This is a genomic window from Cellulophaga sp. HaHaR_3_176, from assembly GCF_019021925.1.
GTDB lineage: Bacteria > Bacteroidota > Bacteroidia > Flavobacteriales > Flavobacteriaceae > Cellulophaga.
Genome location: NZ_CP058990.1, coordinates 2,416,849 through 2,442,693, shown reverse-complemented (window position 1 = coordinate 2,442,693; position 25,845 = coordinate 2,416,849). Strand labels below are relative to the sequence as shown.

The 25,845-nt window shown below is 33.6% G+C and carries 37 protein-coding genes; 36 read left to right on the top strand and 1 reads right to left on the bottom strand.

Features of this window, described 5'->3' with window-relative positions:
* Positions 1-7: 7 nt before the first annotated feature.
* Complete coding sequence (locus tag H0I23_RS10775; RefSeq protein ID WP_216783309.1) at positions 8-3,151, bottom strand: SusC/RagA family TonB-linked outer membrane protein; 3,144 nt, start codon at positions 3,149-3,151, stop codon at positions 8-10.
* Between the two features lie 334 nt (positions 3,152-3,485).
* Between H0I23_RS10775 and rpsL the strand changes: the two genes are divergently transcribed.
* The 36 genes from rpsL to H0I23_RS10595 all read left to right on the top strand — a co-directional run bounded on the left by rpsL (position 3,486) and on the right by H0I23_RS10595 (position 25,804).
* Complete coding sequence (rpsL, locus tag H0I23_RS10770) at positions 3,486-3,860, top strand: 30S ribosomal protein S12 (protein ID WP_013305196.1); 375 nt, start codon at positions 3,486-3,488, stop codon at positions 3,858-3,860.
* Between the two features lie 20 nt (positions 3,861-3,880).
* Positions 3,881-4,357, top strand: a complete 477-nt coding sequence (gene rpsG, locus H0I23_RS10765; RefSeq protein ID WP_216783308.1) for a 30S ribosomal protein S7 — start codon at positions 3,881-3,883, stop codon at positions 4,355-4,357.
* A gap of 9 nt (positions 4,358-4,366) precedes the next feature.
* On the top strand, positions 4,367-6,499 hold the full coding sequence (fusA, locus tag H0I23_RS10760) for an elongation factor G (RefSeq protein ID WP_216783307.1): 2,133 nt from the start codon (positions 4,367-4,369) through the stop codon (positions 6,497-6,499).
* 10 nt (positions 6,500-6,509) lie between these two features.
* The gene (gene rpsJ, locus H0I23_RS10755) at positions 6,510-6,815 is read left to right on the top strand and encodes a 30S ribosomal protein S10 (protein ID WP_008613600.1); all 306 of its coding nucleotides are present in this window, start codon (positions 6,510-6,512) and stop codon (positions 6,813-6,815) included.
* Between the two features lie 157 nt (positions 6,816-6,972).
* Positions 6,973-7,590: a 50S ribosomal protein L3 gene (gene rplC, locus H0I23_RS10750; protein WP_216783306.1), complete on the top strand. Its 618-nt coding sequence runs from the start codon at positions 6,973-6,975 to the stop codon at positions 7,588-7,590.
* Positions 7,590-8,219: a 50S ribosomal protein L4 gene (gene rplD / locus H0I23_RS10745; RefSeq protein ID WP_216783305.1), complete on the top strand. Its 630-nt coding sequence runs from the start codon at positions 7,590-7,592 to the stop codon at positions 8,217-8,219. Before rplC ends, rplD begins: the two co-directional genes overlap by 1 nt.
* A 7-nt stretch (positions 8,220-8,226) precedes the next feature.
* Complete coding sequence (gene rplW / locus H0I23_RS10740; protein ID WP_216783304.1) at positions 8,227-8,517, top strand: 50S ribosomal protein L23; 291 nt, start codon at positions 8,227-8,229, stop codon at positions 8,515-8,517.
* A 9-nt stretch (positions 8,518-8,526) separates the two neighbouring features.
* Entirely contained in the window at positions 8,527-9,351 is an 825-nt protein-coding gene (gene rplB / locus H0I23_RS10735) for a 50S ribosomal protein L2 (protein WP_216783303.1), read from the top strand.
* A gap of 13 nt (positions 9,352-9,364) precedes the next feature.
* Positions 9,365-9,643: a 30S ribosomal protein S19 gene (gene rpsS, locus H0I23_RS10730; RefSeq protein WP_216783302.1), complete on the top strand. Its 279-nt coding sequence runs from the start codon at positions 9,365-9,367 to the stop codon at positions 9,641-9,643.
* A 3-nt stretch (positions 9,644-9,646) separates the two neighbouring features.
* Entirely contained in the window at positions 9,647-10,054 is a 408-nt protein-coding gene (gene rplV / locus H0I23_RS10725; RefSeq protein ID WP_216783301.1) for a 50S ribosomal protein L22, read from the top strand.
* Between the two features lie 3 nt (positions 10,055-10,057).
* Positions 10,058-10,777 carry a 30S ribosomal protein S3 gene (rpsC, locus tag H0I23_RS10720; protein ID WP_216783300.1) on the top strand — a complete coding sequence of 240 codons (720 nt, stop codon included), beginning with the start codon at positions 10,058-10,060 and terminating at the stop codon, positions 10,775-10,777.
* A 22-nt stretch (positions 10,778-10,799) separates the two neighbouring features.
* Positions 10,800-11,219 (top strand): 50S ribosomal protein L16, encoded by a 420-nt coding sequence (gene rplP / locus H0I23_RS10715; protein WP_216783299.1) that lies wholly within the window; start codon positions 10,800-10,802, stop codon positions 11,217-11,219.
* 19 nt (positions 11,220-11,238) lie between these two features.
* The gene (gene rpmC / locus H0I23_RS10710; RefSeq protein ID WP_216783298.1) at positions 11,239-11,430 is read left to right on the top strand and encodes a 50S ribosomal protein L29; all 192 of its coding nucleotides are present in this window, start codon (positions 11,239-11,241) and stop codon (positions 11,428-11,430) included.
* A gap of 13 nt (positions 11,431-11,443) precedes the next feature.
* Complete coding sequence (gene rpsQ, locus H0I23_RS10705; RefSeq protein ID WP_216783297.1) at positions 11,444-11,701, top strand: 30S ribosomal protein S17; 258 nt, start codon at positions 11,444-11,446, stop codon at positions 11,699-11,701.
* Positions 11,702-11,703: 2 nt separating this feature from the next.
* On the top strand, positions 11,704-12,072 hold the full coding sequence (gene rplN / locus H0I23_RS10700; RefSeq protein ID WP_216783296.1) for a 50S ribosomal protein L14: 369 nt from the start codon (positions 11,704-11,706) through the stop codon (positions 12,070-12,072).
* 12 nt (positions 12,073-12,084) lie between these two features.
* Complete coding sequence (gene rplX / locus H0I23_RS10695; protein WP_216783295.1) at positions 12,085-12,399, top strand: 50S ribosomal protein L24; 315 nt, start codon at positions 12,085-12,087, stop codon at positions 12,397-12,399.
* Between the two features lie 2 nt (positions 12,400-12,401).
* Positions 12,402-12,953 (top strand): 50S ribosomal protein L5, encoded by a 552-nt coding sequence (rplE, locus tag H0I23_RS10690; protein WP_216783294.1) that lies wholly within the window; start codon positions 12,402-12,404, stop codon positions 12,951-12,953.
* A gap of 1 nt (position 12,954) precedes the next feature.
* Complete coding sequence (rpsN, locus tag H0I23_RS10685; protein ID WP_216783293.1) at positions 12,955-13,224, top strand: 30S ribosomal protein S14; 270 nt, start codon at positions 12,955-12,957, stop codon at positions 13,222-13,224.
* Positions 13,225-13,294: 70 nt separating this feature from the next.
* A complete protein-coding gene (gene rpsH / locus H0I23_RS10680) occupies positions 13,295-13,693 on the top strand; it encodes a 30S ribosomal protein S8 (protein WP_216783292.1) in 399 nt (132 codons plus the stop codon).
* Between the two features lie 20 nt (positions 13,694-13,713).
* Positions 13,714-14,256 carry a 50S ribosomal protein L6 gene (rplF, locus tag H0I23_RS10675; protein ID WP_216783291.1) on the top strand — a complete coding sequence of 181 codons (543 nt, stop codon included), beginning with the start codon at positions 13,714-13,716 and terminating at the stop codon, positions 14,254-14,256.
* 11 nt (positions 14,257-14,267) lie between these two features.
* Positions 14,268-14,624, top strand: a complete 357-nt coding sequence (gene rplR / locus H0I23_RS10670) for a 50S ribosomal protein L18 (RefSeq protein ID WP_216783290.1) — start codon at positions 14,268-14,270, stop codon at positions 14,622-14,624.
* A 7-nt stretch (positions 14,625-14,631) separates the two neighbouring features.
* Complete coding sequence (gene rpsE / locus H0I23_RS10665; RefSeq protein WP_216783289.1) at positions 14,632-15,156, top strand: 30S ribosomal protein S5; 525 nt, start codon at positions 14,632-14,634, stop codon at positions 15,154-15,156.
* 12 nt (positions 15,157-15,168) lie between these two features.
* A complete protein-coding gene (gene rpmD, locus H0I23_RS10660) occupies positions 15,169-15,348 on the top strand; it encodes a 50S ribosomal protein L30 (protein WP_216783288.1) in 180 nt (59 codons plus the stop codon).
* A gap of 12 nt (positions 15,349-15,360) precedes the next feature.
* Positions 15,361-15,813 (top strand): 50S ribosomal protein L15, encoded by a 453-nt coding sequence (gene rplO / locus H0I23_RS10655; protein ID WP_216783287.1) that lies wholly within the window; start codon positions 15,361-15,363, stop codon positions 15,811-15,813.
* A 10-nt stretch (positions 15,814-15,823) separates the two neighbouring features.
* Complete coding sequence (secY, locus tag H0I23_RS10650) at positions 15,824-17,164, top strand: preprotein translocase subunit SecY (RefSeq protein ID WP_216783286.1); 1,341 nt, start codon at positions 15,824-15,826, stop codon at positions 17,162-17,164.
* Positions 17,165-17,167: 3 nt separating this feature from the next.
* The gene (gene infA, locus H0I23_RS10645; RefSeq protein WP_013751343.1) at positions 17,168-17,383 is read left to right on the top strand and encodes a translation initiation factor IF-1; all 216 of its coding nucleotides are present in this window, start codon (positions 17,168-17,170) and stop codon (positions 17,381-17,383) included.
* Positions 17,384-17,394: 11 nt separating this feature from the next.
* Positions 17,395-17,511 (top strand): type B 50S ribosomal protein L36, encoded by a 117-nt coding sequence (ykgO, locus tag H0I23_RS10640; protein WP_216783285.1) that lies wholly within the window; start codon positions 17,395-17,397, stop codon positions 17,509-17,511.
* Positions 17,512-17,513: 2 nt separating this feature from the next.
* A complete protein-coding gene (gene rpsM / locus H0I23_RS10635) occupies positions 17,514-17,888 on the top strand; it encodes a 30S ribosomal protein S13 (protein WP_216783284.1) in 375 nt (124 codons plus the stop codon).
* Positions 17,889-17,995: 107 nt separating this feature from the next.
* On the top strand, positions 17,996-18,388 hold the full coding sequence (gene rpsK, locus H0I23_RS10630; RefSeq protein ID WP_216783283.1) for a 30S ribosomal protein S11: 393 nt from the start codon (positions 17,996-17,998) through the stop codon (positions 18,386-18,388).
* 105 nt (positions 18,389-18,493) lie between these two features.
* The gene (rpsD, locus tag H0I23_RS10625) at positions 18,494-19,099 is read left to right on the top strand and encodes a 30S ribosomal protein S4 (RefSeq protein WP_216783282.1); all 606 of its coding nucleotides are present in this window, start codon (positions 18,494-18,496) and stop codon (positions 19,097-19,099) included.
* Between the two features lie 17 nt (positions 19,100-19,116).
* Positions 19,117-20,109 carry a DNA-directed RNA polymerase subunit alpha gene (locus H0I23_RS10620; protein WP_216783281.1) on the top strand — a complete coding sequence of 331 codons (993 nt, stop codon included), beginning with the start codon at positions 19,117-19,119 and terminating at the stop codon, positions 20,107-20,109.
* Positions 20,110-20,164: 55 nt separating this feature from the next.
* Positions 20,165-20,671 (top strand): 50S ribosomal protein L17, encoded by a 507-nt coding sequence (gene rplQ / locus H0I23_RS10615; RefSeq protein WP_216783280.1) that lies wholly within the window; start codon positions 20,165-20,167, stop codon positions 20,669-20,671.
* A 74-nt stretch (positions 20,672-20,745) separates the two neighbouring features.
* Complete coding sequence (locus tag H0I23_RS10610; protein WP_216783279.1) at positions 20,746-21,447, top strand: hypothetical protein; 702 nt, start codon at positions 20,746-20,748, stop codon at positions 21,445-21,447.
* Positions 21,448-21,596: 149 nt separating this feature from the next.
* A complete protein-coding gene (carA, locus tag H0I23_RS10605) occupies positions 21,597-22,709 on the top strand; it encodes a glutamine-hydrolyzing carbamoyl-phosphate synthase small subunit (RefSeq protein WP_216783278.1) in 1,113 nt (370 codons plus the stop codon).
* Between the two features lie 117 nt (positions 22,710-22,826).
* The gene (gene eno, locus H0I23_RS10600; protein ID WP_216783277.1) at positions 22,827-24,119 is read left to right on the top strand and encodes a phosphopyruvate hydratase; all 1,293 of its coding nucleotides are present in this window, start codon (positions 22,827-22,829) and stop codon (positions 24,117-24,119) included.
* A 143-nt stretch (positions 24,120-24,262) separates the two neighbouring features.
* Positions 24,263-25,804, top strand: a complete 1,542-nt coding sequence (locus H0I23_RS10595; RefSeq protein WP_216783276.1) for a glycogen synthase — start codon at positions 24,263-24,265, stop codon at positions 25,802-25,804.
* Positions 25,805-25,845 lie beyond the last annotated feature (41 nt).

The window sequence follows — 25,845 nt, the reverse complement described above, 5'->3', positions numbered from 1 at the left end:
ATATTTTTTAGAATTTAGCATTAATATTAAAACCAACGCTGCGTGCAGAAGGTATTTGTCCAGACTCTAGTCCTTGACTTGCATTTGAATCACTAAAAGCACTTTCAGGATCAATATGTGGAGCATTTTTATGTAAAATTGCTAAGTTACGACCAACTACAGAAAATGTTAATGACTGTAAAGGTGTATTTGAAAGCATTTTACTAGGTATGCTATAGCCTACAGATACTTGTCTTAATTTAACATAAGAAGCATCAAAAACAGAACTTTCAGCAATTGAATTACTAAAAGCATTTTGATTATATTGTTTAGCAGATACAACAACATCATTAGGTACATAAACACCTTCTGAGTTTAGTTTAACACCATCGCCAACTACACCTGTCTCTCTACCAATTAATGTTTCTTCTAATATACCACCGTATCTACCCCAAGTATTTGTAATAGAGTAAATGTCACCTCCAATTTTAGCATCAACAAGAGCTCCAAAACTGAAGTTTTTATAATTTACAGTTAAATTAGCACCACCAGTCCAGTCAGGTTGAATATCACCTAAAACTTTATTTTCATCAGCAATCTGAGGTAGTCCATTAACGTAAACTACTTCACCATCAGGACTTCTTTCAAAAGCAGGGCCAAATAAAGAGCCATATGGTAAGCCAACTCTAGCTTCTGTATTTACATTCCATTGAGAACCTATAACTAAAGTTTCTAAATTATCTCCAAGAGAAACAACTTTGTTGTTGTTTTTTCCGAAGTTTAAATCTAAATCTACAGATAAATTATCAGTCCTTACTAAGGTACCTCCTAATTGTATTTCAATACCTTTATTGTTTAGTTCTCCAATGTTTTGAATTGTAGAAGTAATACCACTTGATCCACTAACAAGTACATCAACAATTAAATCCTCACTGGTAGAGTCATAATATGTAGCATCAAATCTTAATCTGTTTTTAAACAATCTTAAATCTATACCAGCCTCGATACTGGTTGTAGTTTCAGGACCAATGTTAGGGTTGTTTAATGAACTAGGGAAAAATGCTAAAGATGTACTTCCAAAAGGGGTGTCGCTAAATTGATATACCGGTTGTAATTGGTAAGGATCTAATACTCCTGTACTACCAACTTGAGCCCATCCACCTCTAAGTTTTAAAAGAGATACTTTATCTTTAGGCATCTTGAATATATCATTTAAAGCAGCACTAAGTGTTGCTGAAGGATAGAAAAATGAATTATTATTAACAGGTAAAATACTAGCCCAATCATTTCTTGCAGTAAAGTCTAAAAACAACATGTTTTTATAACCTAATTGTCCGAAACCGTATACACTATTAATTCTTTGTTCACTAGTGTAATTAGAAATTACAGGTGTAATACCTGACTTCACATTATTGATATTATATATTCCAGGAAGTTCTAATTGAGGAGCTTCCATCTGTACACGGTCAAATGTGCGGACTAAACTATTTCCACCAACATTTAAAGATAAATCAAAATCGTCATTTATCTCTGTACTATATGAAAATAGAGCTTCAGAGTTAATCTCATATCTTGATTGAGTATCAAGGCTAAATCTTCCTTCAGGGTCAGCATTACTTCCTTGAGCTCTTTTAACAGTTACATTAGATGTCCAGTAGTCAATACCTGTTCTACCAGTTACCGTTAATTTATCAGTAAGATTAACAGATACATTAGCACCACCAATAACTCTATCTTTATTAAAAGCATTCGTATTAGTTTCTAATTGCCAGTAAACATTGTTTTGGTAAACTGTATTCCAGTTTATTGGAGTTCCTTCTGCATTTGTACCTACTGCTGCAAGTGGCAGATTACGCCAGTCTTGTAATGCAGAAAAATCAACGTTTCTACCTGCGAAACCATTAATCTGTTGTGTAGGGTTGTCATTGCTATACCCTTGAGTTACTACATTGTCACTTCCTGATTTTATGTATCTTACATTTAAACCTGCGCTTATTGCGGAAGATAATTCGTGAGTGAAGTTACCACCAACTGTATAACGTTTGAAATCAGTAAATGGAACCATACCTTTTTGGTCAAAACCAGAAAAAGAAAGTCTGAAAGATGATTTTTCGCTACCACCACTTAAAGAAACGTTATTATTTAAGCTAACACCTGTTTGGTAAAAGTCCTTAACGTTATTTGGTTGAGATACCCATGGTAATGGAGCTCCATCTACAGTATAAGAATTCCACTGAACAAATTCTAATCCAACATCAGTTGGAGGGCCCCAGCTTTCATCCACACCACCATTTCCATTTGTTCCATCTATCCAGTCAAAGTTATTAGTAACATTACCTTGTCCGTATGAATTTTGAAAACTTGGTAAAAGAAGTGGGTTTTCGAAGCTTACTGAGCTACTAATCGTAACTCCTAAAGCTTTTCCTTTTGTCCCTCTTTTTGTTGTAATTACAATTACACCATTAGATGCTCTTAATCCATATATAGCAGCTGCATTAGGTCCTTTTAAAACAGAAACAGATGCTATGTCATCAGGGTTAATATCAGCAGCTCCATTTGGTAAATCAATTCCACCAAATGCGTCAGCATCACCTTGGTTACTGTTATCTATAGGAATACCATCTATAATAAATAATGGTTGATTATTTCCTGTAATAGAAGAAGCTCCACGAAGAACAATACGTGAAGATGCTCCCGCTGCACCACTACTATTAGTAATTTGTACACCAGCAACTTTACCACTTAATGCATTTACTAAGTTAGCTTCTCGTGATTGAGCGATATCATCACCTTTAACATTTTGAACAGCATAACCAATCGATTTTTCAGCTTTTTTGATACCTAAAGCGGTAACAACAACTTCTTCAAGTGCTTCGGCATCCTCAGTCATTTGAATATTAATAGTTGAGCTAGAACCTACAACCACTTTATTATCTTTTTGTCCAACATAGGAAAATAAGATTGTTGTGCCCGTATCAGCTTTGATAGTATAGTTTCCATCAAAATCAGTTTGAGTACCGTTAGATGTTCCAACTACTAAGATGTTTACACCGGGTAGAGGGAGGCCATCTTGGTCTGAGACCGTACCGGAAATTGTTTTTTCTTGCGCAAATGTTAAATGCACAACAAACGCTAAAAGAAGCGTGAAAATTCCTTTTAAATTTGTTTTCATTATTAATTTATTTGAATTAGTTAAAGCGAAAGTCTTAATTAGAAGTTAATATTCCTAATAAAAATTAAGAATATTTTATGAACTTGTTAAAGGACTGTTAATGGATTGTTAATTCTCTTTTTTGACAGTTTTATTTTGCTGTATTATTAATTTAGAGCATCCTAAATTATTATTATGCAAATCGGCGTAATGTTCTTTTTTCAAAACTTATTTTCTTTACGAGTTTTAAACTATTTTTTAAAATAAATGCTTGAGTGTTTGAATTGTAAGTAATAATCACTACATTTGCCGACCCTTAAAATAGGGTAAGTTATATATAAGATACAATTATAGTATGCCAACAATTTCACAATTAGTAAGAAAAGGAAGGGCCACGATTACTAAGAAGAGTAAATCGGCTGCTTTGGATTCTTGTCCTCAAAGAAGAGGGGTTTGTACTCGTGTTTACACTACGACGCCTAAAAAACCAAATTCTGCAATGCGTAAAGTTGCAAGGGTTAGGTTGACGAATGGTAAGGAAGTAAATGCATACATCCCTGGAGAAGGACATAATCTTCAAGAGCACTCGATAGTATTAGTAAGGGGCGGAAGAGTTAAAGATTTACCAGGTGTTAGGTATCATATCGTTAGAGGTGCTTTGGATACAGCAGGTGTTGCTGGGAGAACTCAACGTAGATCTAAGTATGGTGCTAAAAGACCTAAGAAGTAATCAAGCTTTAAACAGAAACAATGAGAAAAAAACAGGCTAAGAAGAGACCTCTTTTACCGGATCCAAGATTTAATGATCAGTTAGTGACGCGTTTTGTTAACATGATGATGTGGGATGGTAAGAAGTCTATAGCATACAAAGTATTCTATGATGCAATTGATATTGTAGAGGAAAAGAAAACAGACGAAGAAAAGACGGCTTTAGAGATTTGGAAAGATGCTCTTTCTAATGTTATGCCTCATGTAGAGGTTAGAAGTAGAAGAGTTGGGGGTGCTACATTCCAGATTCCTATGCAAATTAGACCGGATAGAAAAATATCAACAGCTATGAAGTGGTTAATTAGTTTTTCTCGTAAGAGAAATGAAAAAGCTATGTCACAGAAGTTAGCTGGTGAAATACTAGCAGCTGCTAAAGAAGAGGGTGCTGCAGTCAAGAAAAGAACAGATACTCACAAAATGGCAGAGGCTAACAAGGCTTTCTCTCACTTTAGATTTTAATTATCAGAAATGTCAAGAGATTTAAAATTTACTAGAAATATAGGTATTGCTGCTCATATTGATGCGGGAAAAACAACAACAACTGAACGTATATTATTTTATACGGGTGTAAGTCATAAAATTGGAGAAGTGCATGATGGTGCTGCTACGATGGATTGGATGGAGCAGGAGCAAGAGCGTGGTATTACAATTACTTCTGCGGCTACTACATGTACTTGGAATTTTCCAATGAAAAATGGGGAGAAAATTGATGAAACTAAGCCGTATCACTTTAATATTATTGATACTCCTGGCCACGTTGATTTTACGGTTGAAGTAAACCGTTCTTTACGTGTTCTTGATGGTTTAGTTTTCTTGTTTAGTGCGGTTGATGGTGTAGAGCCTCAGTCTGAAACTAACTGGAGACTTGCTGATAATTACAAAGTTCCAAGAATGGGCTTTGTGAATAAAATGGATAGACAGGGTTCTAACTTTTTAATGGTTTGTAAGCAAATCAAAGAGATGTTGAAATCAAATGCTGTTCCAATAGTTTTACCGATAGGTGATGAAGCGGACTTTAGAGGTGTCGTTGATTTAGTTAAAAATAGAGCTATTATATGGCATGAAGATAACTTTGGGGCAACTTTTGATGTAGTTGATATTCCTGAAGAAATGAAGGCAGAAGTTAGAGAGTATAGAGCTAATCTTATTGAGGCAGTTGCTGAATATGATGATACTTTGATGGAGAAATTTTTCGAAGATGAAAACTCTATTACGGAAGATGAGGTGCATGCTGCTTTAAGGGCTGCGGTTATGGATATGAGTATCATACCTATGATTTGTGGTTCGTCATTTAAAAATAAAGGTGTTCAGTTTTTGTTAGATGCTGTTTGTCGTTACTTGCCTTCTCCTTTGGATAAGGAAGCAATTACGGGTACAGATCCTGATACTGAATTGCCAATCACTAGAAAGCCAGATGTTAAGGAGCCGTTTGCTGCTTTAGCTTTTAAAATTGCAACTGATCCGTTTGTTGGTCGTTTAGCATTTTTTAGAGCGTATTCTGGTAGATTAGATGCGGGTTCTTATGTTTTAAATAATCGTTCTGGTAATAAAGAGCGTATTTCTAGAATTTATCAAATGCATGCTAATAAGCAAAACGCAATTGATTATATAGAGGCTGGAGATATAGGTGCTGCTGTAGGTTTTAAGGATATTAAAACTGGTGACACATTGTCTTCTGAGAAGCATCCAATTGTTTTAGAGAGTATGGACTTTCCTGATCCTGTTATTGGTATAGCTGTAGAGCCTAAAACTAAAGCAGATGTTGATAAATTAGGAATGGCTTTGGCTAAACTTTCTGAAGAAGACCCTACATTTACAGCTAGAACTGATGAGGCTTCTGGTCAAACAATTATATCGGGTATGGGTGAGCTTCACTTAGATATTATTGTAGATCGTTTAAGACGTGAATTTAAAGTTGAAGTAAGTCAAGGTCAGCCTCAGGTTGAGTATAAGGAAGCTTTAACTAAAACGGCTAGTCATAGGGAAACTTACAAGAAGCAATCTGGTGGTCGTGGTAAGTTTGGTGATATTGTATTTGAAATGGGTCCTGCTGATGATGATTTCGAAGGAACTGGTTTACAGTTTGTTGATCAAATTAAAGGTGGTCGTATTCCTAAGGAATTTATTCCTGCTGTTCAAAAAGGGTTTACATCTGCAATGCAGGCTGGTCCTTTAGCGGGTTATGAAATGGATCGTATGAAGGTTGTTTTGACAGATGGTTCTTTTCACCCTGTCGATTCTGATGCACTTTCTTTTGAATTAGCTGCTAAAATGGGTTATAAAGCTGCTGGTAAAGCTGCTGGAGCCGTAATTATGGAACCTGTTATGAAAATTGAAGCTTTAACACCTGAGGAAAACATGGGTGATATTGTTGGAGATTTAAACAGAAGAAGGGGTACTATTACTAATATGAGTGATAGAGCTGGTGCTAAAGTGATAAAAGGTGAAGTTCCATTATCGGAAATGTTCGGTTATGTTACGGCATTAAGAACTATGTCTTCAGGTAGAGCTACATCAACAATGGAATTTTCACACTATGCTGAGACTCCTTCTAATATTTCTGAAGAAGTTATCAAAGCGGCAAAAGGTTTAACAGCTTAATTTTACGAAAATGAGTCAAAAAATTAGAATAAAACTAAAATCATACGATTATAATTTAGTAGATAAATCTGCTGAAAAAATCGTAAAAACTGTAAAAACTACAGGTGCTGTTGTAACTGGTCCAATTCCATTACCAACGCATAAGAAAATATTTACTGTACTACGTTCTCCTCACGTTAATAAAAAATCGAGAGAGCAGTTTCAATTAAGTTCTTATAAAAGACTTTTGGATATTTATAGTTCTTCTTCGAAAACTATTGATGCTCTTATGAAATTAGAGCTTCCTAGTGGAGTTGAGGTAGAGATCAAGGTTTAATTATCTTGTCGTAATTTATGTAATTACGATATACATGTCCTAAGCGTTTCGCAAAGGAAAAACGGAAAAAAATAAAATCAGGGTCGATTTATTTTTGGCCCTGATTTTTTGAATAAAAGTGAATAATAAAAGTTAATACTAATTAATTAAATTAAATATGTCTGGGTTAATAGGAAAGAAAGTAGGCATGACTAGTATTTTCGATGAAAATGGTAAAAATATGCCATGTACAGTAATCGAAGTTGGTCCATGTGTAGTTACCCAAGTCAGAACCTTAGAGGTGGACGGGTATAGTGCCCTTCAGCTTGGTTTCGATGACAAGGCAGAAAAACGTGCTAATAAGGCTGAATCAGGCCATTTTAAAAAAGCAGGTGTTTCTCCTAAGAAAAAAGTCGTTGAATTCCGAGATTTTGAAGGTGATTACAAACTAGGAGACACCATTGGTGCTGATTTGTTTGCAGAAGGTGAATTTGTTGATGCAATAGGCACTTCAAAAGGTAAAGGTTTTCAAGGTGTTGTTAAAAGACATGGTTTTGCGGGTGTGGGTCAAGCTACTCACGGTCAGCATAACAGGTTAAGAGCTCCAGGTTCTGTAGGTGCTGCTTCTTATCCTGCTCGCGTTTTCAAAGGAATGAAAATGGCAGGTAGAATGGGTGGTGATAGAGTAACTGTTCAAAACCTTAAAGTTTTAAAAGTAGTTCCAGAAAAAAACCTTGTAGTTTTAAAAGGTTGTGTACCTGGTCATAAGAACGCTTACGTAACTATTGAGAAGTAATGAAGGTAGCAGTTTTAGATATTAAAGGAAAAGAAACAGGTAGAAAGGTTGAGCTTTCTGATTCTGTATTCGCGATAGAGCCAAATAAGCATGCTGTTTACTTGGATGTAAAACAGTATTTAGCGCACCAAAGACAAGGTACGCATAAGGCAAAAGAAAGAGCTGAAATAGCTGGTAGTACAAGAAAAATTAAAAAACAAAAGGGAACAGGTACTGCTCGTGCGGGTAGTATTAAATCTCCAGTTTTTAGAGGTGGTGGTCGTATTTTTGGCCCTAGACCTAAAGATTATAAGCAGAAATTGAATAAGAATTTAAAACGTTTAGCTAGAAAATCAGCTTTAACTATAAAATCAAATGAAAAGTCGATTTTAGTTGTTGAAAATTTCAATTTTGAAGCTCCAAAAACGAAAGATTTTAAAAATGTTTTAAAGTCTTTAGGATTGGAAAATAAAAAATCTCTATTTGTGTTGGGTGATTCAAATAATAATGTATATTTGTCGTCACGCAATTTAAAAGGGACTGAAGTTGTAACCAACTCAGCCTTAAGCACTTATAAGATCTTAAATGCTAATAATATTGTACTTCTAGAAGGTTCTTTAGAAGGAATAGAGTCTAACTTAACAAAATAGTAGAGACATGAGTGTGTTAATAAAGCCTATTATTACCGAAAAAATGACTTCAGATAGTGAGTTGTATAATCGTTATGGATTTATTGTTAATCCAAAAGCGAACAAACTACAGATAAAAGAAGCTGTTGAAACTACTTATGGAGTTTCGGTTGATAAAGTTAGAACAATGAATTACGGTCCTTCAAGAAAGACCCGTTATACAAAAACCGGAGTGCAACACGGTAAATCAAATGCTTTTAAGAAAGCAATTGTAGATGTTGCTGAAGGAGATATAATTGATTATTACAATAATCTATAAAGACAAGAAATGTCAGTTAGAAAATTAAAACCAATCACTCCAGGTCAGCGTTTTAGAGTAGTTAATGGATTTGACGCCATTACTACTGATAAGCCGGAGAAAAGCTTGCTTTCTTCGTTAAAAAAATCTGGAGGTAGAAACAGTCAAGGTAAAATGACTATCCAACACAGAGGTGGTGGTCATAAGAGAAGGTATCGTGTTATTGATTTCAAAAGAGACAAGCAAGATGTTGCTGGTGTTGTTGAGTCAATACAGTACGATCCAAATAGAACTGCATTTATTGCTTTAGTGAAATATGCAGATAATGAAAAGAGGTATATTGTAGCTCAAAATGGATTGCAGGTAGGTCAGGAGATTTCTTCTGGCGAGAATGCAACTCCTGAAATAGGAAATGCACTTCCTTTAAGTGTTATTCCTTTAGGTACTATTATTTCTTGTATAGAGTTGCGTCCTGGTCAGGGAGCTGTAATGGCTAGAAGTGCTGGAACTTTCGCTCAATTAATGGCGAGAGATGGTAAATTTGCTACAGTTAAATTGCCATCAGGTGAAACTAGATTGATTTTAGTTTTGTGTTTAGCTACAATTGGTGCGGTATCTAATTCTGATCACCAGTTATTGGTATCTGGTAAAGCGGGTAGAAGTAGGTGGTTAGGTAGAAGACCTAGAACTAGACCGGTAGCAATGAACCCTGTCGATCACCCAATGGGTGGTGGTGAAGGTAGAGCTTCGGGTGGTCATCCAAGATCTAAGAACGGTATTCCTGCTAAAGGATATAGAACTCGTTCTAAGACTAAGGCTACAAATAGATATATATTAGAACGTAGAAAGAAATAAAAAGTAGAAAGAAATGGCACGTTCACTGAAAAAAGGACCTTATGTTCACTTTAGTTTAGAAAAGAAAGTTCAACAGAATGTAGATTCTGGTAAAAAGGCAGTCGTTAAGACATGGTCAAGAGCTTCTATGATAACACCAGATTTTGTTGGTCAAACTATAGCTGTTCATAATGGTAGGCAATTTGTTCCTGTATTTGTTACAGAAAACATGGTTGGTCATAAATTAGGAGAATTTTCACCAACTAGATCTTTTAGGGGTCATGGAGGTACGAAAAATAAAGGAAAAAAGTAAGCTATGGGAGTTCGTAAAAAACAAATGGCCGAAAGAATAAAGGCAGAGAAAAAGCAGATTGCTTTTGCTAAGTTAAATAACTGTCCTACTTCACCAAGAAAGATGCGTTTAGTTGCTGACTTGGTAAGGGGTGTTGAAATTGAAAAAGCACTTGCTATTTTAAAATTCAATTCTAAAGAGGCTTCTCGTAAATTAGAGAAATTGCTTTTATCAGCAATTGCTAACTGGCAAGCTAAAAATGAAGACGCTAGTGTTGAAGATGCTGCTCTCTTTATTAAGGAGATTAGAGTTGATGGTGGGGCTATGTTGAAAAGACTTAGACCTGCTCCGCAGGGTAGAGCACATAGAATTAGAAAACGTTCCAATCATGTTACATTAGTATTGGATTCTAACAATAACGTACAAAGCTAGAGTATGGGACAGAAGACAAATCCAATAGGAATTCGTTTAGGTATCATCAGAGGATGGGAATCTAACTGGTATGGTGGAAATGATTACGGTGATAAATTAGCCGAAGACGATAAAATCAGAAAATATGTTCATGCACGTTTAGCTAAGGCGAGTGTGTCAAGAGTTATTATTGAGCGTACTCTAAAACTTATAACTATTACTATTACAACTGCTAGACCTGGTATTATTATCGGTAAAGGTGGTCAGGAAGTAGATAAGTTGAAGGAGGAGCTTAAGAAGATTACTGATAAAGAGGTTCAAATAAATATTTTTGAAATTAAGAGACCTGAAGTTGATGCAAATTTAGTTGCGGCTAGTATTGCTCGTCAAATTGAAAATAGAATTTCGTTTAGACGTGCTATCAAAATGTCAATTGCAGCTGCAATGCGTATGAATGCAGAGGGAATCAAAGTTCAAATTTCTGGACGTTTAAATGGAGCTGAAATGGCCCGTTCTGAGTCTTATAAAGATGGAAGAATACCATTATCTACATTTAGAGCTGATATTGATTATGCTTTACACGAGGCTCATACTACTTATGGAAGATTAGGTATAAAAGTATGGATCATGAAAGGTGAAGTATATGGTAAGAGAGATCTATCACCTTTAGTTGGCATGGAAAAAGGTCAATCATCTAAAGGAGGGAAGCAGGATGGTAACAAGAAGCCACGTCGTAGAAAGTAATTTTTTAAAGAAGTAAGAAAAAATGTTACAACCAAAAAGAACGAAATTTCGTAAGACGCAAAAGGGAAGAATGAAAGGTATCTCTGGTAGAGGTCACCAACTTTCCAATGGTATGTTCGGTATAAAATCTTTGGATACAAGTTTTATAACGTCTAGACAAATAGAAGCTGCACGTATTGCAGCTACTAGATATATGAAAAGAGAAGGGCAAATGTGGATTAAAATATTTCCAGATAAGCCAATTACCAAAAAGCCTTTAGAGGTTCGTATGGGTAAAGGTAAGGGTGCTCCTGAGTACTTTGTTGCTGTTGTATTGCCAGGTAGAATTATGTTTGAAATCGGTGGTGTATCTCAAGAGATCGCAAAAGAAGCTTTACGTCTTGCGGCGCAGAAGTTGCCAGTAAAAACAAAATTCATTGTTGCTAGAGATTATTCAGCTTAATTTTTAATTGTAAAGAATCATGAAACAATCAGAAGTAAAGGAATTATCTGTTGAAGAATTAGGCTTGAAATTAGCTGAAGCTAAAAAGCAACATTCAGATATGAAAATAGCTCACAGTGTAACACCACTTGAGAACCCGCTTCAAATAAGAAAAGCGAGAAGAATAGTGGCTAGAATAGCGACAGAATTAACTAAAAGGGATAACCAATAACTGGTTCTGCTTTATGGAAAAAAGAAACTTAAGAAAAGAGAGAGTAGGAGTTGTTACTAGTAATAAAATGGAGAAATCAATTGTGATTTCAGAAGTTAAGCGAGTAAAGCATCCTATGTACGGAAAGTTCGTTTTAAGAACTAAAAAATATGTTGCACACGATGAAAAAAACGATTGCAACATAGGTGATACTGTGAGAATAATGGAGACCCGTCCATTAAGTAAAACCAAATGTTGGAGATTAGTTGAAATCATTGAAAGAGCTAAATAATTATGTTACAGCAAGAATCAAGATTAAAAGTAGCTGATAATACTGGTGCAAAAGAAGTTTTGACAATCAGAGTATTAGGTGGTACAAAAAGAAGATACGCTTCTGTAGGAGATAAAATTGTAGTAGCTGTTAAGGAAGCTACTCCAAATGGTACTGTGAAAAAAGGTGCTGTTTCTACTGCGGTTGTTGTTAGAACAAAAAAAGAAGTAAGAAGACAAGATGGTTCTTATATTCGTTTTGATGATAACGCATGTGTTTTATTAAACCCAACGGGTGAAATGAAAGGAACTCGTGTATTCGGACCTGTAGCTAGAGAACTTCGTGACAAACAGTTCATGAAAATTGTATCATTAGCTCCTGAGGTGCTATAACATTTAGAACAGATGAAAAAGCTAAAAATAAAAGTAGGAGATATCGTAAGAATCGTAGCTGGAGACCATAAAGGTGTTGAAGGTAAGGTTATGAAGGTAGATTTTGACAAAAATAAAGCTATCGTAGAAGGGGCTAATATGGTCTCTAAACACGAAAAGCCTAGTGCAAAAAACCCTCAAGGTGGTATAGTAAAAAAAGAGGCACTTATTCATATTTCTAATTTATCTTTGATAGATTCAAAATCTGGTGAAACTACGAGAGTAGGTTACGAGGTTAGAGATGGGAAAAAAGTAAGATTCTCTAAAAAATCTAATGAAGTAATATAGTTATGGCTTACGTTACAAGGTTAAAGAAAGAATATAATGAGCGTGTTATTGGCGCTCTTAAAGAAGAGTTTGGGTATAAGAACATTATGCAAGTCCCTAAACTAGAGAAAATTGTAGTAAGTAGAGGAGTTGGTGCTGCTGTTGCTGATAAAAAGTTAATTGATCACGCGGTTGAGGAGCTTACAACAATAACAGGTCAAAAATCTGTAACTACAATATCTAAGAAAGATGTTGCGTCTTTTAAACTTAGAAAAGGAATGCCTATTGGTTGTAAGGTAACATTAAGGGGTGAAAGAATGTATGAATTTCTTGATCGTTTAGTTACTAGTGCCTTGCCACGTGTTAGGGATTTTCAAGGTATTAAAGCTACTGGATTTGATGGTAGAGGTAATTATAACCTTGGTGTTACTGAGCAAATTATTTTTCCTGAGATAAATATTGATAAAATCAATAGAATAAACGGAATGGATATTACCTTTGTAACTTCTGCGCCGACAGATAAAGAGGCAAAATCATTATTAACTCAATTAGGATTACCTTTCAAAAAGAACTAGTATGGCTAAAGAATCAATGAAAGCCCGTGAGGTTAAGAGAGAAAAAACGGTAGCTAAGTACGCTGAGAAAAGAAAGGCTTTGAAAGAAGCTGGTGATTACGAAGCATTACAGAAATTACCTAAAAATGCATCTCCTGTTCGTTTACATAATAGATGTAAGCTTACTGGTAGACCAAGAGGTTACATGAGAACTTTTGGATTATCAAGGGTTACTTTTAGAGAAATGGCTAACCAAGGTTTAATACCTGGAGTTAAAAAGGCTAGCTGGTAATTAATTATTAGTATAAACAGGTTTCAGGTTTAGTAGTTTTGCTAAAAACCAATTCCGTAAATAAATAAATATGGTAACAGATCCAGTATCGGATTATTTAACTAGAATTAGAAATGCCAGCAGTGCTGGGCATAGAATCGTTGAGATTCCTGCATCTAATCTAAAAAAAGAAATAACTAAAATATTATTCGAACAAGGATATATATTAAGTTATAAATTTGAACCTAATAAAGTTCAAGGAACGGTTAAAATAGCTTTGAAATATGATAAGCTAACAAAAGAACCGATAATTAAAAAAATTATGCGCGTAAGTAAACCAGGTCTACGTAAGTATGCTGGTTCTGCAGATTTGCCAAGAGTACTTAACGGATTAGGTATTGCTGTTGTTTCAACTTCACATGGAGTTATGACTAGTAAGCAAGCTAAGTTAGAAAAAGTTGGTGGCGAGGTATTGTGTTACGTTTATTAATACTATAAAGATTTAGAAAAATGTCTAGAATAGGTAATAATCCAATAACGATTCCTGAAGGGGTTACCGTTGAAATTAAAGATAATGTACTTACTGTTAAAGGTAAGTTGGGTGAGTTAACTCAAGAATATAGCGCTGTTGAAATAAAGGTTGAAGAAGGTCAGGTTTTTGTAACTAGACCATCTGATTCTAAAGATCATAAAGCTAAACATGGTTTATATAGATCATTGGTTAGGAATATGGTTGATGGTGTTTCAAAAGGGTGGACTAAAGAATTGGAACTTGTAGGAGTAGGATATCGTGCAAGTAACCAAGGTCAAAAATTAGATTTAGCTTTAGGTTTTTCTCATAATATTGTAATTGATTTAGCTCCAGAGGTTAAAATCGAAACAATATCTGAAAAAGGAAAAAATCCAATAATTAAATTAACGTCTTTCGACAAGCAATTAGTTGGTCAAGTGGCTGCTAAAATTAGATCTTTCCGTAGACCTGAGCCTTACAAAGGAAAAGGTATCAAGTTTGTAGGTGAACAATTAAGAAGAAAAGCTGGTAAGTCAGCATAATAAGTAGAATTATGGGATTATCAAAGACTGAAAGAAGACAGCGAATTAAGAGAAGAATACGTAAAGTATCATTTGGTACAGCTGAAAGACCAAGATTATCGGTTTTTAGAAGTAACAAAGAGATTTATGTACAAGTTATAGATGATAATAGTGGAGTAACTTTAGTATCTGCATCTTCTAGAGATAAGGAAATTGCAAAAACAAAAGGAACTAAAACTGAAATCGCAAACTTAGTAGGGAAAACTATTGCTGATAAAGCACAAAAAGCTGGGGTGGAAACTGTAGCTTTTGATAGAGGTGGTTGTTTATACCATGGTAGAGTAAAATCATTAGCTGAAGGAGCTAGAGAAGCAGGACTTAAATTCTAAATAAGATATGTACCAAAAATACAGAAACGTAGAAGTTGTAAAACCAGGAGGTCTTGATTTAAAAGATCGTTTGGTTGGTGTACAAAGAGTAACTAAGGTAACAAAAGGTGGTAGAGCATTTGGATTTTCTGCTATAGTTGTTGTAGGTGATGAAAATGGTGTTGTCGGACAAGGTTTAGGTAAATCTAAAGAAGTTGCTACAGCTATTGCAAAGGCTATTGAAGATGCTAAGAAAAACTTAGTTAGAATACCTTTAAATAAAGGTACTATACCACATGAACAAAAAGGTAAATTTGGAGGGGCTAGAGTTTATATTCAGCCTGCTTCTCATGGTACTGGTGTTATTGCTGGTGGTGCTGTAAGATCAGTTCTAGAGGCTGTTGGGGTTCATGATGTGCTTTCTAAATCACAAGGATCTTCAAATCCACATAACGTTGTTAAGGCTACTTTTGATGCTTTATTGCAAATTAGAGATGCTAAGACAATTGCTAGTCAAAGAGGAATTTCTCTTGAAAAAGTTTTTAAGGGATAAATTAAAGGTATTATGGCAAAAGTTAAAGTTAAACAAGTTAAGAGTGCTATAAAGAAGCCTCAGAATCAGAAGAGGACTCTTGAAGCTCTTGGTTTGAAGAAGATAGGTCAAGTTGTAGAGCACGAAAATACCCCTAATATTATGGGTATGATTTCTAAAGTTAATCACTTAGTTTCTACTGAGGAAGCTTAAAAAATATAAAAGATGAATTTAAATAGTTTAAAACCGGCTGAAGGAGCTATTCACCGTGCAGGTAAAATTGTAGGTCGTGGACAAGGTACTGGTAAAGGTGGTACAGCTACTAGAGGTCATAAAGGTGCTAAATCTAGATCTGGTTATTCTAAAAAGATTGGTTTTGAAGGTGGTCAAATGCCTTTGCAACGTCGTGTTCCTAAGTTTGGTTTTACGAATATCAATAGAAAAGATTATGCTGGTATCAATTTAGATAAATTACAACTTTTAGTAGATAATGGTATTGTTAAAGATACTATTACTTTAGATGTTTTAATTGAAAACAGATTGGTAGATAAAAACGATTTAGTTAAAATTTTAGGTGGAGGTGAATTAAAAACTTCATTAAAAATATCTGTACATAAATTTACTGCAACTGCTAAGTCGGCTATCGAAGCTGCAGGTGGTGAAGCAATAAGTTTATAAGAAATATACTATGAAGAAATTTTTCGAGACATTATCTAATATTTGGAAGATAGAAGAATTAAAAGGAAGAATCCTTGTAACTCTTGGTTTGTTGTTGGTTTATCGTTTTGGAGCACAAATTGCTTTGCCTGGTATTGATACAGCACAATTAGGAGCGTTGTCTTCTGGTACGGAAAATGGAATTTTTGGTATTTTAAATGCATTTACAGGCGGAGCTTTTTCGAAAGCCTCTGTTTTTGCGTTAGGTATTATGCCTTATATTTCTGCATCTATTGTAGTTCAATTAATGGGAATAGCAATTCCTTACTTACAAAAGTTACAAAAAGAAGGTGAAAGTGGAAGGAAAACTATCAATCAGATAACTAGGTGGTTAACTATTGGTATTTGTATTTTACAGGCACCTACTTATTTATTAGGATTGAGCCAGTTTGGTGTACCTGATAGTGCTTTTTTATTAGGTAAGGGTTTAGATTTTATGATTCCTTCAGTAATTATATTAGTTACAGGAACAGTATTTGCTATGTGGTTAGGTGAAAAAATTACTGATAAAGGTATTGGTAATGGTATTTCACTATTAATTATGGTTGGTATTATTGCTAATATGCCTCAAGCATTTGCTCAAGAAGCTTTGTCTAGATGGAGTGGTACTGGTGGTCCAATGTTGGTTATTGTAGAAGTTATTATTTGGTTTGTGGTTATATTGTTATGTGTGTTGCTAGTAATGGCAACTAGACAGATTCCTGTTCAGTATGCAAGAAGATCTGCCTCTGGTGGATATGAAAAGGATATTATGGGATCAAGGCAGTATATACCTTTAAAGCTAAATGCATCAGGAGTTATGCCTATCATTTTTGCACAAGCAATTATGTTTGCACCTGGTCTAATAGGTAAGACTTTTAATGAAACATCTTGGGGTCAATGGATGGAAGTTCAGTTTCAAGATATGTTCGGATTAGCATATAATTTATTATTTGCTTTTTTAATTATAGTTTTTACTTACTTTTACACCGCAATTACTGTACCGACTAATAAAATGGCAGATGACTTAAAAAGAAGTGGTGGTTTCATACCGGGAGTAAGACCTGGTGCAGAGACTGGTGATTTCTTAGATAAGATTATGTCTTTGATTACCTTACCAGGTTCTGTTTTTCTTGCATTATTAGCTGTACTTCCAGCTATAATTGTAAAATTAATGGATGTACAAGCTGGATGGGCAATATTTTATGGTGGAACATCTTTACTTATTATGGTGGGTGTTGCAATTGATACTGTACAACAGGTTAACTCTTATTTGTTAAATCGTCATTATGATGGTTTAATGAAGACAGGTAAAAATAGAAAAGTAGCATAACGTATGGCTAAACAGGCAGCAATAGAGCAAGATGGTAGCATAATAGAGGCATTATCAAATGCAATGTTTCGTGTAGAATTAGAAAATGGTCATGTTGTTACAGCACACATTTCTGGTAAAATGCGAATGCATTATATAAAATTACTTCCAGGTGATAAGGTTAAATTAGAAATGAGCCCTTATGATCTTAGTAAAGCAAGAATTACATATAGATATTAAGATTTAATAGGATGAAAGTAAGAACATCATTAAAGAAAAGAAGTGCCGACTGCAAGATTGTTCGCAGAAAAGGTAGATTGTACGTAATAAACAAAAAGAATCCTAGATTTAAACAAAGACAAGGGTAATTATGGCAAGAATTGCAGGTGTAGATATACCAAAACAGAAAAGAGGGGTTATTTCTCTTACTTACATCTTCGGAGTAGGTAATAGTAGAGCAAAAGAAATTTTGACTAAAGCCCAAGTAAGCGAAGATACAAAGGTATCTGATTGGAACGATGATGAAATTAGCCGTATCCGTGAAGCTGTTGCGACTTTTACTATTGAAGGAGAACTTCGATCTGAGACTCAATTAAACATTAAACGTTTGATGGATATTGGTTGTTACAGAGGAATTCGTCATAGATCTGGTCTTCCGTTAAGAGGTCAAAGAACTAAGAACAACTCTAGAACTAGAAAAGGTAAAAGAAAAACTGTTGCTAACAAGAAGAAAGCAACTAAATAATAAATAGACATTAGTCAATTAGTATTTGGACGTTAGAAGAATCTGTTTGAAATTTAAAAGTTTAGGATTCCAATAACTAAGAACTAACAACTAGAAACTAAAAATTTATGGCAAAGTCAAATTCAAAAGTCACAAAGAAACGTAAAGTAATTGTTGAATCAGTAGGAGAAGCTCATGTAACTGCATCTTTTAACAACATTATTATTTCTTTGACAAATAAAAAAGGAGACGTAATTTCTTGGTCTTCAGCAGGTAAAATGGGCTTTAGAGGTTCTAAAAAGAATACCCCTTATGCTGCCCAAATTGCTGCAGAAGATTGTGCTAAAGTTGCACATGAAGCTGGATTAAGAAAGGTTAAAGTTTACGTTAAAGGCCCTGGAAATGGTAGAGAATCAGCAATGAGATCTTTGCATAATGCAGGTATCGAAGTAACAGAGATTATCGATATTACTCCAATGCCTCATAACGGGTGTAGACCTCCAAAAAGAAGAAGAGTTTAATTACATTTAATATTTGTCCGATCAACGGATATTTCACAGAAAGTATTGATACGATTATCGAAGGATAAGCCTTAATTCATAATCATACTTTCAAACTTAAAGAAAATGGCAAGATATACAGGACCAAAAACAAAAATCGCTCGTAAATTTGGCGAGGCAATATTCGGAGACGATAAGTCATTCGAAAAAAGAAATTTCCCTCCGGGACAACATGGAAACGCTAGACGTCGTGGAAAAAAATCTGAATATGCAATCCAATTAATGGAGAAGCAAAAAGCTAAATATACTTATGGTATATTGGAAAAGCAATTTAGAAATATTTTCGCAACAGCTAAAAGAAAAGATGGTGTTACTGGTGAAATTTTACTTCAATTATGTGAATCTCGTTTAGATAACGTTGTTTACAGAATGGGTGTTTCTAATTCAAGAAGTGGTGCTAGACAATTAGTTTCTCATAGACATATTACAGTAAACGGTGAGTTGGTAAATATACCATCTTATGTTTTAAAAGCTGGTGATGTAGTAGGTGTTAGAGAAAAATCTAAATCTATTTCAACAATACAAGATTCATTAGCTGCTAGTAGCAGTGTTTATGAATGGATTACTTGGAATACTGAAAAAATGGAAGGTAATTTTATTGCTGTTCCTGAAAGACTTCAGATTCCAGAGAATATCAAAGAACAATTAATCGTCGAGTTATACTCTAAATAAACAACACTGATCCAATTATGGCATTATTTAATTTTCAGAAGCCCGATAAAGTTATAATGATTGATTCTACCGATTTCGAAGGGAAGTTTGAATTCCGCCCTTTGGAACCTGGTTATGGATTGACTGTTGGGAACGCATTAAGAAGAGTATTGCTTTCGTCTTTGGAAGGTTTTGCTATAACATCTGTTAGAATTGACAAGGTAGAACATGAATTTTCTGTAATATCTGGTATTGTAGAAGATGTAACTGAAATTATATTGAACTTAAAACAAGTTCGTTTTAAAAGACAGATTGAAGATGTTGATTCTGAAACTGTTTCTATATCAGTTAGTGGTAAAAATCAACTTACAGCAGGCGATTTTCAAAAATTTATTTCTGGATTTCAAGTTTTAAATCCAGATTTAGTTATATGTAACATGGATGCTAAAGTAAATGTCAACATGGAGTTGGTTATTGAAAAAGGTAGAGGTTATGTACCAGCAGAAGAAAATAGAAAATCTGGAGCTCCAATAGGTACGATAGCTATTGATTCTATATTTACACCTATAAAAAATGTAAAATATAGTATTGAAAACTTCCGTGTTGAGCAAAAAACTGATTACGAAAAATTAGTTTTCGAAATCGAATCTGATGGGTCAATTGCTCCAAAAGATGCTTTAACAGAAGGTGCTAAAGTTTTAATTCATCACTTTATGTTATTCTCTGATGAGCGTATTACATTAGAAGCTGATGAAATTGCACAAACTGAAACATATGATGAGGAATCATTACACATGCGTCAGTTATTAAAAACAAAATTAGTAGATATGGATCTATCGGTTCGTGCACTAAATTGTTTAAAAGCTGCTGAAGTTGATACTTTAGGTGATTTAGTATCATTCAACAAGAATGATCTAATGAAATTTAGAAACTTCGGTAAAAAATCATTGACAGAATTAGAAGAACTTGTAATCAATAAAGGTTTAAGTTTCGGAATGGATTTGTCAAAATATAAATTAGATAAAGATTAATTTTACTTCTATTAGAAGGGATAAACTCTGATAAGGAAGAAAATAGTATAAAGTAATGAGACACGGTAAAAAAGTTAATCATTTAGGTAGAAAAAAAGCACATAGAGTTGCAATGCTTGCAAACATGGCTTGTTCCCTAATTGAGCATAAAAGGATTAATACTACTGTTGCAAAAGCAAAAGCTTTGAAGCAGTTTATTGAGCCATTGATCACTAAATCGAAAACTGAAAACAATCAGACAACTGAAAAAGGTACACATAATAGACGTATCGTTTTCAAAAACCTTAGAGATAAGTATGCTGTTACTGAATTATTCAGTACTGTATCTGAAAAAGTTGCAGATAGACCAGGTGGTTATACTAGAATTATCAAATTAGGAACTCGTTTAGGTGATAACGCAGACATGGCAATGATTGAGTTAGTTGATTTCAATGAAATCTATAACGCATCTAAGACACCTGCTAAGAAAACAACAAGAAGAAGTAGATCAAAGAAAACTGATGATGCTGCTCCTGTTGTAGAAGCTCCTGCAGAAACTAAATCAGAAAATACTGAAGAGTAAAATGTATTTATTACTGTAAATATTAAAAAATAGGATAAACTAACAAGTTTATCCTATTTTTGTTTTTAAAAACTATGAGTAAATATTTTATCTGTTGTTATCTTTTTTTTACTACTTGTTACATTTCTGCACAAGGTGGGAATTTAGGTCAAGGTAGTGGTGTTGATGATGTTCGTAGTTTGTCTAGTTATACTACTGGTGCTTGGATTAGTAATTCAAATCAAGCAACTGAAATTAAAGGTAGTCCATATTTGTTAGATAATTGGAATACTATTTCAGTTATTTCGACAACTGAAGGAAAGCAGTATAAGCTAGAAGGTTTAAATTATAATATTGTATTAGATCGAATGATTGCTAGAATTTCTAAAGATTCAGTTTATTCATTTAATCCATCAGGTATTAATGAGGTTAGATTAGGTAGCCATACTTTTAAGAGATATTTAGATCCAGAATATGGTGATAATAATTTTTTTGAAATTATTTCAAATAATAAAGGTAAAATCTTATTAAAGAGATATCGCAAACAGATAAAAGATGGTGTTTTTAATCCGATGACCCAAAAAGAGTCTCCAAGTAAGTATTTATCTGAGGTAGATTATTTTATGACAAATTCTAATAATTTACTTCGTAAACTACCTATGAATAATCGTAAGCTTATTAAATTTTTAACAAACTCTAAGTCCTCTGAATTGCAAAAATTTATTTCTGAAAATAAATTTTCAGCAAAAAAAGAAAGTGATTTAGTCGAAATATTTGATTACTTTACTAGTATCTAATATTATGAATAAATATAAATTATTTAATTTTGTTATTGTTAGAACATATTTAATGTTTTAATTTTAATATATATTTAAAGATAAGTTGAAAAGCTTATCTTTTTTTTTGTATAAATTTTGTTGTATTATTTTTAAAAAAAAATTAAAAAATGAAATATCAAACTAGAAAAAAAGCACTAATATTATTATCAGATGGTACCATATTTTATGGTAAAGCTGTTGGTGATAAGGAAGGCACAGCCTTTGGAGAGGTTTGCTTTAATACTGGTATGACTGGTTATCAAGAAATATTTACAGATCCTTCATATTTTGGACAGTTAATGGTAACTACTAATGCCCATATAGGGAACTATGGAACAAATGAAAACGAAGTTGAATCTGATTCAGTAAAAATATCAGGTTTAATTTGTAAAAATTTTAGTTATAATTATTCTAGAGTAGGAGCGGATTCAAGTTTAGAAGAATTTTTAAATAAAAGTAATTTATTTGCAATATCAGATGTGGATACGAGAGCTTTAGTTAGCTATATAAGAGATAATGGAGCTATGAATGCTGTTATATCAACTGATGTTGATAATATTGAAGGTTTGAAAGAACAGCTTGAGAATGTGCCTAACATGCAAGGGTTAGAATTAGCTTCAAAAGTGTCAACAAAAGAGCCTTATTTTTATGGAGATGAAAATGCTACTTATAAAGTATCAGCTTTAGATATTGGAATTAAAAAAAATATATTAAGAAATTTAGCAAAAAGAGATGCATATATAAAGGTGTATCCTTATAATGCTACTTTTGATGAAATGAAGGATTTTAATCCTGATGGTTATTTTATTTCTAATGGACCTGGTGATCCAGAACCATTAAAAGAAGCTATCAATACAGCTAAAGATATTATTTCAAATAATGAAACCTTATTTGGTATTTGCTTAGGGCATCAGGTTATTGCACTTGCAAATGGAATATCAACTTATAAAATGCATAATGGGCATAGAGGGATTAATCACCCTGTTAAAAATTTGATAACAGGCAAAGGTGAAATTACTTCTCAAAATCATGGTTTTGCTATAAATAGAGAAGAGGCTGAATCTAATTCAGCAATAGAAATTACTCATCTTCATTTGAATGATAATACTGTAGCTGGTATTAGAATGAAAGATAAAAGTGTTTTTTCTGTACAATACCATCCAGAAGCAAGTCCTGGACCTCATGATGCTGACTATTTGTTCGATCAATTTTTTGATTTAATAAAAACAAAGCTTAACTAAAACGTTATAGTTTAAATAAAGGTTATTTGTCACAGTTTTTAAGAAGGTAAGGCAATTTTCTAACAGCTTACTTTTGTATATTTACGGTGATTTTTTACAACATAAATAAAAATATATATGAGTATCATTATTAACATTCATGCAAGACAGATTTTAGATTCAAGAGGTAACCCTACTGTAGAGGTAGATGTGATTACTGAAAATGGAGTAATGGGAAGAGCTGCGGTTCCTTCTGGTGCTTCTACAGGTGAGCATGAGGCTGTTGAACTTCGTGATGGGGGGAAAGCTTTTATGGGTAAAGGTGTAACAAAAGCTGTTGCTAATGTTAATACAGACATCGCTGAAGAAATTATTGGTATGTCTGTTTTTGAGCAAAATCTTATCGATCAAACGATGATTGAATTAGATGCAACTCCAAACAAATCTAAATTAGGTGCTAATGCAATTTTAGGTGTTTCTTTAGCGGTAGCAAAAGCTGCAGCTGAAGAGTTAGGAATGCCTTTATATAGATATATTGGTGGTGTAAGCGCAAACACTTTGCCAGTGCCAATGATGAATATTATTAATGGAGGTTCGCATTCTGATGCTCCTATTGCTTTTCAAGAATTTATGGTTATGCCAGTTAAGGCAAAAACTTTTTCTCATGCAATGCAAATGGGTACTGAAATTTTTCATCACCTTAAAAAAGTATTACATGATAGAGGTTTGAGTACAGCAGTTGGTGATGAAGGTGGTTTTGCTCCAAATTTAGCTGGTGGTACTGAAGATGCTCTTGATACAATTGCAAAAGCGGTAGATAATGCAGGTTATAAATTAGGTGACGATGTTATGATCGCTTTAGATTGTGCTGCAGCGGAGTTTTATGTAAACGGTAAATACGATTATACAAAATTTGAAGGTGATAAAGGACAAATCAGAACATCTGAAGAGCAAGCTCAGTACTTAGCCGATTTATCTGCTAAATATCCTATTATTTCTATTGAAGATGGTATGGATGAAAATGACTGGGATGGATGGAAATCTTTAACAGAAAAAGTAGGTGATAAGGTTCAATTAGTTGGGGATGATTTATTTGTTACTAATGTAGAGCGTTTGTCTAGAGGTATTGAAAATGGAATTGCAAATTCTATTTTAATAAAAGTAAATCAAATTGGTACTTTAACAGAAACAATATCAGCTGTTAATATGGCTAAAAATGCAGGTTATACATCTGTAATGTCTCACCGTTCTGGAGAAACTGAAGATAATACAATTGCTGATTTAGCAGTTGCTTTGAATACTGGTCAAATTAAAACTGGTTCTGCTTCAAGATCAGATAGAATGGCAAAATATAACCAATTATTAAGAATTGAAGAAGAATTGGGTAGTATGGCATATTATCCTCAAGAAAAAGCTTTTAAAATAAAGTAATAGTTTTTTAAAGATTTAAAAGCCTTTCTATTTTTTAGAAAGGCTTTTTTTTTGGATTTTTTGGATTTTTTAAGTCAAAGCAGAAATTAAATAATTATATTAAACTCATAAAATGATTAGTTTGTAATTTTTAAATTTTGCTGATGAATAATTTTCTTTTTGTGGCTGCGGAAAATGATGCAATACCTAAGTGTAAAGCTGGTGGTATGGGTGATGTAGTTAGAGATGTTCCTAGGCAAATTTCAGAAAGAGGAGATTCTACTCACGTTGTTGTTCCTGCATACTCTAGGCTGCATAAAGATGGAGAGTTTCTTATGTTTCTTAACTTTAGACTGAGAAATATAAATTATACAGCAGAGCTATATAAAGTATCTCCTAAAAAAGAGTTTGATAATATAACACATTATGTAATTCATCATCCTGAAATAGAACCAGGTGATATTGCACATATTTATCATAACGACCCAAGAGAACCATTTTATACAGATGCAATTAAGTATTTTATATTTTGTACTGCTGTAGGAGAGGCCGTTAATCAAAATGCATTTGGAGATTTGGATATTATTCATTTACATGATTGGCATTCAAGTTTATTACTTTATTTAAGAGCTTATCATCCTGATTTTTCAATATTAAAAAGAATGCGTTTTGTTTATAGTATTCATAATTTGGCAATTCAAGGCATTCGTCCTTTTGAAAACAACTACTCATCTCTAAGAAACTGGTTTCCTGAAGTTCATTTAGATTATGATTCTTTAAAAGACTACAGATATCAAGATTGTATTAATTTGATGGCTGTAGGTATTCGTTTTGCAGATGCAGTACATACAGTTTCGCCATCGTATAAAGATGATATTTTACAAAGTAGTAATCCTCCTGAGTTTATTGGAGGAGAAGGTTTAGAGGATGATTTAAGAAAAGCAGACAATGAAGGACGTTTATTCGGAATTTTAAACGGTAGTAATTATAAAAATATACGTGTAGCTAGTAAAAAAAATATCTACAAAAATATTGTCAAAGCTATTTTTGTATGGCTGCAAGAGGAGTCTAAAAAATATAAAGCAGATTTTTTAGCACATACAGGCGAGAAAGTATCTGATTTCTTATGGAATCCTCCAAGTTTTATATGTTCGAGTGTGGCAAGATTGACTGAGCAAAAATTTTATTTCTTTTCTCGTTCTCCGCATGCTTTAATATGTATATTAAAAAAATTGGAGGAAGTAAATGGAGTTTTTGTTCTTTTAGGTACAGGAGCACCAGAATATGAAGAGTTGTTAAGAAAGGTGAGTTATGAGCATAAAAATTTTATATTTATTAATGGTCAATCTGAAGATGTTATAGACTCTATTTATTTAGAAACAGATCTCTATTTTATGCCAAGTCTTTTTGAGCCTTGTGGAATAAGTCAAATGTTAGCAATGAGAAATGGTAACCCCTGCTTGGTTCATCATACAGGAGGTTTGAAAGATACGGTAGAACATATGAAAACAGGATTTAGTTTCGATGGAAATACCTATGATGAGAAAATAGATAATATGGTAAATTCTTTCGATAACATATTAGAAATCTTTAAAAACGATAAAACCACATGGAAAAAATTGCAATTAAATGCTAAAAAAATGAGGTTTACTTGGGAGAAATCTGTTGATGCTTACTATAAGCAACTTTATTCTATAACGATGTAGTGAAAAATTATTACGAATTCTTATATAATATTGATTGAAAA